This is a genomic window from Streptomyces sp. NPDC058274 (genome assembly GCF_042881375.1).
Taxonomy (GTDB): Bacteria; Actinomycetota; Actinomycetes; order Streptomycetales; family Streptomycetaceae; genus Streptomyces.
In genome coordinates this window covers 1-8416 of record NZ_JBHVXW010000038.1, presented here as the reverse complement: position 1 = coordinate 8416, position 8416 = coordinate 1, and the positions used below count along the sequence as shown (strand labels likewise).

Annotated in this window: 9 protein-coding genes; all 9 read right to left on the bottom strand. The window is 69.8% G+C overall.

Features of this window, described 5'->3' with window-relative positions:
- Window positions 1-58: 58 nt before the first annotated feature.
- Window positions 59-1108, bottom strand: coding sequence for a lysophospholipid acyltransferase family protein (locus tag ACFVYF_RS37715; RefSeq protein ID WP_389462572.1), 1050 nt, complete (start codon window positions 1106-1108; stop codon window positions 59-61).
- Window positions 1109-1122: 14 nt separating this feature from the next.
- Complete coding sequence (locus tag ACFVYF_RS37710; protein ID WP_389462571.1) at window positions 1123-2184, bottom strand: NAD-dependent epimerase/dehydratase family protein; 1062 nt, start codon at window positions 2182-2184, stop codon at window positions 1123-1125.
- A gap of 416 nt (window positions 2185-2600) precedes the next feature.
- On the bottom strand, window positions 2601-2699 hold the full coding sequence (locus ACFVYF_RS37705; protein ID WP_003948845.1) for a 30S ribosomal protein bS22: 99 nt from the start codon (window positions 2697-2699) through the stop codon (window positions 2601-2603).
- 162 nt (window positions 2700-2861) lie between these two features.
- Complete coding sequence (locus ACFVYF_RS37700) at window positions 2862-3074, bottom strand: helix-turn-helix domain-containing protein (protein ID WP_004984898.1); 213 nt, start codon at window positions 3072-3074, stop codon at window positions 2862-2864.
- Between the two features lie 129 nt (window positions 3075-3203).
- On the bottom strand, window positions 3204-4019 hold the full coding sequence (locus tag ACFVYF_RS37695) for a phosphatase (RefSeq protein ID WP_389462570.1): 816 nt from the start codon (window positions 4017-4019) through the stop codon (window positions 3204-3206).
- Window positions 4020-4360: 341 nt separating this feature from the next.
- Window positions 4361-5533 carry an acetoin utilization protein AcuC gene (locus tag ACFVYF_RS37690; RefSeq protein WP_389462569.1) on the bottom strand — a complete coding sequence of 391 codons (1173 nt, stop codon included), beginning with the start codon at window positions 5531-5533 and terminating at the stop codon, window positions 4361-4363.
- Entirely contained in the window at window positions 5484-6701 is a 1218-nt protein-coding gene (locus ACFVYF_RS37685) for an MFS transporter (RefSeq protein WP_389462568.1), read from the bottom strand. The genes ACFVYF_RS37690 and ACFVYF_RS37685 overlap by 50 nt, the downstream gene beginning before the upstream one ends.
- 94 nt (window positions 6702-6795) lie before the next feature.
- Window positions 6796-7515 (bottom strand): VC0807 family protein, encoded by a 720-nt coding sequence (locus ACFVYF_RS37680; RefSeq protein WP_389462567.1) that lies wholly within the window; start codon window positions 7513-7515, stop codon window positions 6796-6798.
- A gap of 134 nt (window positions 7516-7649) precedes the next feature.
- On the bottom strand, window positions 7650-8294 hold the full coding sequence (locus ACFVYF_RS37675; protein WP_389462566.1) for an HAD family hydrolase: 645 nt from the start codon (window positions 8292-8294) through the stop codon (window positions 7650-7652).
- Window positions 8295-8416 lie beyond the last annotated feature (122 nt).

Below are 8416 nucleotides of genomic sequence, written 5' to 3'. Positions count from 1 at the left end.
GGCGCCCCCTTTCAAAGGGGGCGCCCCCACCGCCGTATCCAAAAGTGGCGCGACAGCGTCAGAAGAACACCGATCGCCGCTGTACCAGCAGCTTGTAGAGCGTGTGCTGGATCTGCTCCCTGACCTGGTCGGTGAGGTTGAACATCAGCATCGGGTCCTCGGCCGCCTCCGGCGGATACCCGTCCGTACGGATCGGCTCGCCGAACTGGATGGTCCACTTGGTCGGCAGCGGGACCGCTCCGAGCGGGCCCAGCCAGGGGAAGGTGGGCGTGATCGGGAAGTACGGGAATCCCAGCACCCGCGCCAGCGTCTTCGCGTTGCCGATCATCGGGTAGATCTCCTCCGCGCCGACGATCGAGCACGGGATGATCGGGGTCCCCTGCCGCAGCGCCGTCGACACGAAACCGCCGCGGCCGAACCGCTGAAGCTTGTAGCGCTCGCTGAACGGCTTGCCGATGCCCTTGAAGCCCTCCGGCATCACGCCGACCAGCTCGCCGCGCTCCAGGAGCCGTTCGGCGTCCTCGGCGCAGGCGAGGGTGTGACCGGCCTTGCGGGCCAGCTCGTTGATCACCGGCAGCATGAAGACCAGGTCCGCCGCGAGCAGCCGGAGGTGCCGGCCCGCGGGGTGGTTGTCGTGGACGGCGACCTGCATCATCAGGCCGTCCAGCGGCAGCGTCCCGGAGTGGTTGGCGACGATCAGCGCGCCACCGTCGGCGGGGATGTTCTCGACACCCTTCACCTCGACCCGGAAGTACTTCTCGTAGACCGGGCGGATCAGGGACATCAGGACCTGGTCGGTGAGTTCGGCGTCGTAGCCGAAGTCGTCGACCTCGTAGTCCCCGGTCAGCCGGCGGCGCAGGAAGGCCAGGCCGCCGGCGATCCGGCGCTCCAGACCGCTGCCCTGCGCGGGCTCGGGTGTCTCCGGGTTCTCGTGTGTCACGGGAACATCATCCAGCGCGGGCGACCGGCTGGGCAGGGGCTGTACCTCACGTACCACCGCGGGCTCGCCGTTGCGCCTGCTCCCCGCGCTCCGGCGGCGCGGCGGGCGCTGCGGCGCGCCCGCGCGCGACCGGTCGTCGTCGAACGGAATGACCTTGGCATCCGCCATTGTTGATGCGCTCCTCAGTTGGCGCTCTGCGTCGGGGAGTGGCCGCCGCCCAGGGCGGGCAGTGCGGCGATCCGGTCGACGGCCCCCGCAAGGGCCTCCGGAGGCAGGAGTCCGGGCCCCCGGCTTCGTGCGAAGTCCGCGAAGGTCTCCGCGGTCGTGTACTTCGGCTGGTAACCCAGCGTCTCGCGCATCTGGATCGTCGCCACGACCCGCCCGTGCGTGAGCAGCCGCAGCTGCTCCGGCGAGAAATCCGTCACGCCCAGCGTACGCATCGCCGTGCCCACCCAGGTGACCGCGGGCATCAGCAGCGGCACCGTCGGCCGGCCGAGCCGCCGCGCGCACTGAGACAGCAGCAGGACGCCGTCCCCGGCGATGTTGAACGTGCCGCTGTTGAGCGTCCCGCGCTCGGGGTCGTGCGAGGCCAGACGCAGCACCTCGATCACATCGTCCTCGTGCACGAACTGCAGCCGCGGGTCGTAGCCGAGCACGGTCGGCAGCACGGGCAGCGAGAAGTACGAGGCGAGCGGCGAGTCCGCGCTCGGTCCCAGGATGTTCGCGAACCGCAGTACGCACACGGCGACATCGGGCCTGCGGCGGGCGAAGCCGCGGACGTACCCCTCGACCTCCACCGTGTCCTTGGCGAAGCCGCCGCTGGGCAGCGACTTGGCCGGGGTCGTCTCGGTGAAGACGGCCGGATCGCGCGGCGCGGACCCGTACACGTTCGTACTGGACTTCACCGCAAGGCGCTTGACCGTGGGGGACTTCTGGCAGGCGCCGAGGAGCTGCATGGTGCCGATGACGTTGGTCTCCTTGACCGAGGTCCGGCTGCCGCTGCCCAGCGGGGTGCCCGTCACGTCCATGTGGACGACCGTGTCGACGGAGTACTCGGCCAGCACGCGCGCGATGGCGGGCTGCCGTATGTCGGCCTGGATGAACTCGGCGCCGCCCAGGTGGTGCTCGGGCGGGACCGCGTCGACGGCGATCACCCGGTCCACTTGCGGGTCACGCTGGATCCGTCGTACGAACCGGCCCCCCAGCTGACGGGCCACTCCGGTCACGAGCACGACCTTCCCCAAGATCAGCGCCTTCCTTCCGCCTCGCACAACTCCGCGTACCGCTGCTCGTACCCTGCCGGGTTCCCCGTCTGCCGCCAACCTAGCGGGTCGATGTTGCGCTGTGATGACCGCCCGATGCACGACGTGACGATGCCCTCGTACGTACGATCAGACCACGCCAGGTGCGGCACAGACGTACGCCCACGCGGCCGTTGGCCGGATCCGGACCAGAGCGGGTCCGTTCGCGGCGGGCCAGGACGGACTGCCCACGAACTGCCCTCGGCCGGATACGACCCCGGATACGGCTCCGGATACGGCTCCGGATACGGCTCCGGATACGGCTGTGGCCCCCCACCTGACGATGGGGGGCCACAGAGCGCGCTGTTGCAGCGGTCGCGCAAGCGCAAGGGCGGGCCCCGCGAGTGCGGGGCACGGCCTTACTTCTTGTTGCGACGCTGAACGCGAGTGCGCTTGAGCAGCTTGCGGTGCTTCTTCTTCGCCATCCGCTTGCGCCGCTTCTTGATAACAGAGCCCACGACTACCCTCGCTCACTTCTCTTTACTCGGTGCTGGGCTGCATGGGCCCACACGACCTATGAGGGGCCAGCCTACCCGCCCGAGGGCTGAGGTCGTAATCGAGGTGAACCGGGGGATCCCCAAGGGGCCCTGAGGGCCTCCCGGGGATCCCGCGGTGCGCCGTCAGGCGGTCTCCACCCCCACGTAACTCTCGCGGAGGTACTCGTGAACCGCTTGCTCCGGCACCCGGAAGGACCTCCCCACCCGGATCGCCGGCAGATGACCGCTGTGCACCAAGCGGTACACGGTCATCTTCGACACTCGCATCACCGAGGCGACTTCCGCCACGGTCAGGAACTGAACCTCGTTCAGAGGCCTCTCGCCAGCTGCAGCCATGACACACCTGAACCTTCCGCACTCGACGGCCACCGGCTTCCCCTTCCGGTGACACTTCGTCGTTGCGTGCTCACTCCCCAGAGTAGGGGCGGGTGATGCGAGTGGGGAAGAGGAGCTGCAATCGGCGGCCTACTGTGACAGACACGCTCGATTGAGTACATAGCGTGTAAGCGGTCGGTAGTAATCGGACCGCACAGCGTCATCAAGTGGAACGACGACGGACACGCGCCCCTCCGCCTCCCCGACGAAGAGCGCGGGATCGTCCGTATCGGCCAGGCCCATGGCCTCGAACCCCAGCTGACCTGCTCCGCAGACCCAGCCGTGGTCCCCGATGACGAGTTCCGGGAGCGGCCCCCCGGCCGCCGCCGCGGCGGCCAGCGCGAGCCGAACCGGCAGCGGCGAGTGGGTGTGTGCGCCGGTCGTGCGCCCCGGGTCCCGCGCGCCGGGTTCCCGCACCAACGCGACACCTTGTACGTAGTCGAGGTTGTACGTGCGTAGACCGAACCGGGTCGTTATGTCGACAGAGCTACCCTGCGCCGGGGTGAGGACGGTACATCCGGCCGCCGACAAGGCGTCCGCCAAGGCGGCGTAGAAACCGATCAGCCGGTGCGGGTGTCCGGTGCCCAGGAGCACCGGGATCCCGCGCCCTGCCGCATCCCCGAGTCGCTCCGCGAAAGCGTCGAGAGCCGCCAGCGTTCGCTCAGGGTCGATCACATCATTGCCGGTTCTGTGCAATGGGTCGGCCGAAACCCCGCATTTGTCGGCCATCAGCTCGATCAGGTCCTGCTGCCGCCAGGTCCACTCGGGATCGAGACCGATCATCACGCGCGGGTCGCGAGCCGCGAAGAGCCGGTAGCTGCGCAGGCTCTCCTCGCGCGAGGTGGCCACGGGCCCGGCCAGCCGGGCGGCCAGCAGATGCGCGCGCAATGCGCCGGTGCTCAACACGACTGCGATGCTGACGCATACGGTGCCGCCGTATGCCCAAAATGCCGAAAACACCGCACAGTTGGCGTAATCGGCGCTCAGCCGGGCCAGGTGACGGACGCCGGCCGGGGCGGGGGGACGGACGGCCGAGACGGGGGGACGGACGCCGGCCGGGGCGGGGGGACGGACGGCCGAGACGGGGGGACGGACGCCGGCCGAGACGGGGGGACGGAGGCCCGCCGTGGCCGGGGCGGCAGGCTCGGGGGCGGGGCAGGCTCGGGGGCGGGGGCAGGCTCGGGCTCGGGGGCGGGGGCAGGCTCGGGGCGGGGCAGGCTCGGGCTCGAGGGCGGGCTCGGGGCGCGCTAAGCCAGCATCCCCCGCAGCGGGAACACCGCCCGCCGCGTGGCGAGTACGGCCTGGTCCAGCCGGTCCGCGGGGTCGTACCCGGCCTCCCAGTCCCGCCAGGACACGGGCCACCGCCCGTCCGTCATCCGCATCGGCGCCAACTGCCGTGTCCGCGCGAAGACTTCCTGCCGCCAGCTCTCCGGAACCATCGTCTCCGGCTCCACCGGACGCCCCGCCGCGATGGCCACCAGATGCGTCCAGGACCGCGGCACCACGTCCACCACCGCGTAGCCGCCTCCGCCGAGCGCGATCCAGCGCCCCTCGGCGTACTCGTGCGCCAGCTCGTGACAGGCCACCTGTACGGCCCGCTGCGCGTCGAGCGACACCGCGAGATGCGCCAGCGGGTCCTCGAAGTGGGTGTCGGCCCCGTGCTGGGTGACGAGCACCTGCGGCCGGAAGTCGGCGATGAGCTCCGGCACCACGGAGTGGAAGGCCCGCAGCCACCCCTCGTCCCCCGTCCCGGCGGGCAGCGCCACATTCACCGCCGAGCCCTCCGCGCTGTCGGCCCCGGTCTCCTCCGGCCACCCGGTCTGCGGGAACAACGTCCGCGGATGCTCGTGCAGCGAGATCGTCAGAACCCGCGGGTCCTCCCAGAAGGCCGCCTGCACCCCGTCGCCGTGGTGCACGTCGACATCCACGTAGGCGACGCGCTCGGCGCCCAGCTCCAGCAGGCGCGCGATCGCCAGCGAGGCGTCGTTGTAGATGCAGAACCCCGAGGCGGCGCCCGGCATCGCGTGGTGCAGCCCACCCGCGAAGTTCACCGCGTGCAGCGCTTCCCCGCGCCACACCGCCTCGGCCGCTCCGACCGACTGCCCGGCGATCATCGCCGACGCCTCGTGCATCCCGGCGAAGGCGGGATCGTCCAGGGTCCCGATGCCGTACGACGTGTCCGCCGAGGCAGGATCCAGGGACGCGGCCTTCACCGCCGCCACGTAGTCCTCGCGGTGCACGAGCCGCAGCGTCGACTCCCCCGCCGGCTTCGCCGCCACCACGTCGATCTCCCGGTCGAGCCCGAAGGCGTCGACCAGTCGCCGGGTCAGCGCCAGCCGGACCGGATCCATCGGGTGCTCAGGACCGAAGTCATAGCCCGTTACTGCCTCGTCCCACATCAGCTGTGCGCGGCCGCTCATGCCCGTCACCGTATCGGTCCGGTTCGGAACCGAACGACCGGGCGTACCGCAAGGTCACCAGGACCAGCACCATGGGCACGAGCATGGCGCCCCGGTAGTTCCAGGCGTCGCCCAGCGCCCCCACCAAGGGCGCTCCGACCAGGAAGCCCACGTAGTTGAAGATGTTCAGCCGCGCGATCGCCGTGTCGGACGAACCGGGGAAGAGCCGCCCCGCCGCCGCGAACGTCTGCGGCACGATCACACACAGCCCGAGGCCGAGCAGCGTGAACCCCAGCATCCCGACCCACGGTCCCGGCGCCACCGCCACCACCGCGAACCCGAGCGCGGCCACCACCGCCCCCAGCCGTACGACGGCCACGGCCCCGAACCGCCGCACCCCGAAGTCCCCCATCGCCCGCCCCAGCAGGGTGGTGACCATGTAGACGTTGTACGGCACGGTCGCCAGCTGCTCCGAACTGCCCAGCACGTCCTGCAGATACTTCGCGCTCCAGTTGGAGACCGTCGAGTCCCCGATGTACGCGAAGGCCATCACCAGACAGAGCGGCAGCAGCAGCTTGAAGACGAGCGGCTTGGCCTCGGCACCCTCCCCCGCCGCCGGCGCAACACCGGCGCCTCCGTCGACGTACCACCGGCTCCCCACCAAGACCGCGGGCAACAGCACGAGCACGACCGGCAGATACGACACGAACAGCGACAGATGCCAGTGCGCCCCCGCCCACGCCAGCGACGCGCCCAGGATCCCGCCCAGGCTGTACACCGCATGGAAGCTGAGCATGATGCTGCGCCCGTACGTGCGCTGCAGGCTCACCCCGAGCATGTTCATGGAGGCGTCGAGGGCGCCCACCGCGAGCCCGAAGGCGCCGAGCGCGACCGCCACCTCGACCAGGTTGTCACCGGCACTGACCCCGAGCAGGGACAGCAGGACGACCGGCTGCGACCAGCGCAGTACGCGGCTGGGCCGCACCCGCTTCACCAGCTGCTCGGTGGTCACGCTGCCGACCCCGGCGAGCACCGGCACCGCGGCGAGGAAGGCGGGCAGCAGCGCGTCGGATATCCCGTACCGGTCCTGGATGGCCGGGATGCGCGTCACGAGCAGCGCGAACGCGACCCCTTGGGCGAAGAAGCTGAACGCCAAAGAGGCCCTACCGCGCCGCAGCACATCTGTCATGGCGGCGAGCGTAGGGCCCCGGCTTACCGGTGGGTAGATCAAGCAGAAGATGAATTCTGTTCAGCTCTGCGGAGGAGGGACGGAGGAGGGACCGTCACTTCTCGGTCTCGACCCGGGAGGCGAGCTCGTGCTCCAGCATCTTCTGCATCGGAACGACACCGAACCGCCCGCTGACGAGGAAGGCCAGCACCATCGTGGCGATCATGACGACCGTACCGAGCAGGACCATGGTGTCGATCGGCAGCGTGTAGGCGCCCACCACCCGCAGGACGCACTCACCGAGCAGCGCCACACCCCAGACCAGGGAGAAGTTCCGCTCGGCCGCCCGGAACCGCGGCGACTGCGCGACCAGCCGGTCCCACGCCGCGCTCCTGGCCGCGTCACCCTTGATGAGGAACGGCTTCATCCCCTGCGTCATCATCGGCTTCCCGAGCTTGACCGACACCAGGACGCCGATACCGATCGCGCTGCTGACCCCGCTGTCCTTGGCCAGCATCAGCCGCGGGTCACCGGCCACCAGGCTGAGGAGCAGCCCGACGACGTTCACGAAGAGGATCAGTCCCGCCAGGCCGTTGACCTTGCGCTCCTTCACCGCGCTCCACACGGTCCGCGCGGCCGGCGCCACGCTGCTCCAGCCGAGCGCCGCCATGGTGCTCATGCCGAGCCCGTCCTTGAAGAGGTAGTACGACCCGACGGGCAGCGCCACGTCCAGGATCAGCGGCAGGAAGCTGGGCCGGGACGCGGACGTCTCGGTGGCCGTGGTGGTGGCCTGGGCAGTCGTTCCGGTGCTGGTCTCGGTAATCGTGAGGCTCATGATCGGGTCCCTCCGTCGTCGCTGTGTACGTCCCGTTTCGATGTACTCAGCTTGGCGGTCGGACCGGGTGCGGCAGTAGAAACGATCGTCCGGTACCGGCCGTGACAATTGTCAGGCCGGCGTCATGGTGGCCGTCATACCAGCAGGTCAGCCAACTGCCCCATGTCGTCGAACAATTGAGTGGCACCCGCCAGCCGGTCGGCCGGCGTCATGGCCGTGTAGCCGAGCACATCCATCCCGGCCGCGTTCGCCGCCCGCACACCGAGCGGGCTGTCCTCGACCACCACACACTTCTCAGGCGGTACGCCCATCCGCGCGGCCGCGTGCAGGAACAGGTCCGGTGCCGGCTTCCCCCGGCCCACGTCCTGCGAGCTGAAGATGCGCGCGTCGTCGAACCACCGGTCGAGCCCGGTCTTGCGGTGCCCCACCCGGATCCGCTCATGACTCCCCGACGAAGCCACGCAGTACGGCACCCCGCCCGCGGTCAGCTTCTCCAGCACCTGTACGACCCCGTCAACGGGCTCCAACTCCCGCTCGAACGCGGCGAACACCCGCGCGTGAAAGACGTCGTCGAAGTCCCCGGGCAGCCGCTGCCCGGTCCGCTCCCCGACCAGGTCGTGCACGCGGTGCATGGCGGCGCCCATGTAGTCACGCAGGGACTCCTCGTACGAGGTGGGATGCCCCAACTCGGTGAGATACGCGGCCAGCAGCGTGTTGGAGATCGGCTCACTGTCCACGAGGACGCCGTCGTTGTCGAAGATGACCAGGTCGTAGCGCATGACTCGACCCTAAGCGATCCGGAAAAGCCCTGAAATGCAGAAAACCCCCGTACCAGGAATCCCGGTACGGGGGTTTTCTTCAAAATTTGTTCGGCGGCGTCCTACTCTCCCACAGGGTCCCC

Excerpts from the sequence above, each read along its gene's own strand:
- ACFVYF_RS37690 (WP_389462569.1), bottom strand. The coding sequence starts at position 5,533 with ATGAGCGGCCGCGCACAGCTGATGTGGGACGAGGCAGTAACGGGCTAT.
- ACFVYF_RS37680 (WP_389462567.1), bottom strand. The coding sequence starts at position 7,515 with ATGAGCCTCACGATTACCGAGACCAGCACCGGAACGACTGCCCAGGCC.
- ACFVYF_RS37715 (WP_389462572.1), bottom strand. The coding sequence starts at position 1,108 with ATGGCGGATGCCAAGGTCATTCCGTTCGACGACGACCGGTCGCGCGCG.
- ACFVYF_RS37685 (WP_389462568.1), bottom strand. The coding sequence starts at position 6,701 with ATGACAGATGTGCTGCGGCGCGGTAGGGCCTCTTTGGCGTTCAGCTTC.
- ACFVYF_RS37700 (WP_004984898.1), bottom strand. The coding sequence starts at position 3,074 with ATGGCTGCAGCTGGCGAGAGGCCTCTGAACGAGGTTCAGTTCCTGACC.
- ACFVYF_RS37675 (WP_389462566.1), bottom strand. The coding sequence starts at position 8,294 with ATGCGCTACGACCTGGTCATCTTCGACAACGACGGCGTCCTCGTGGAC.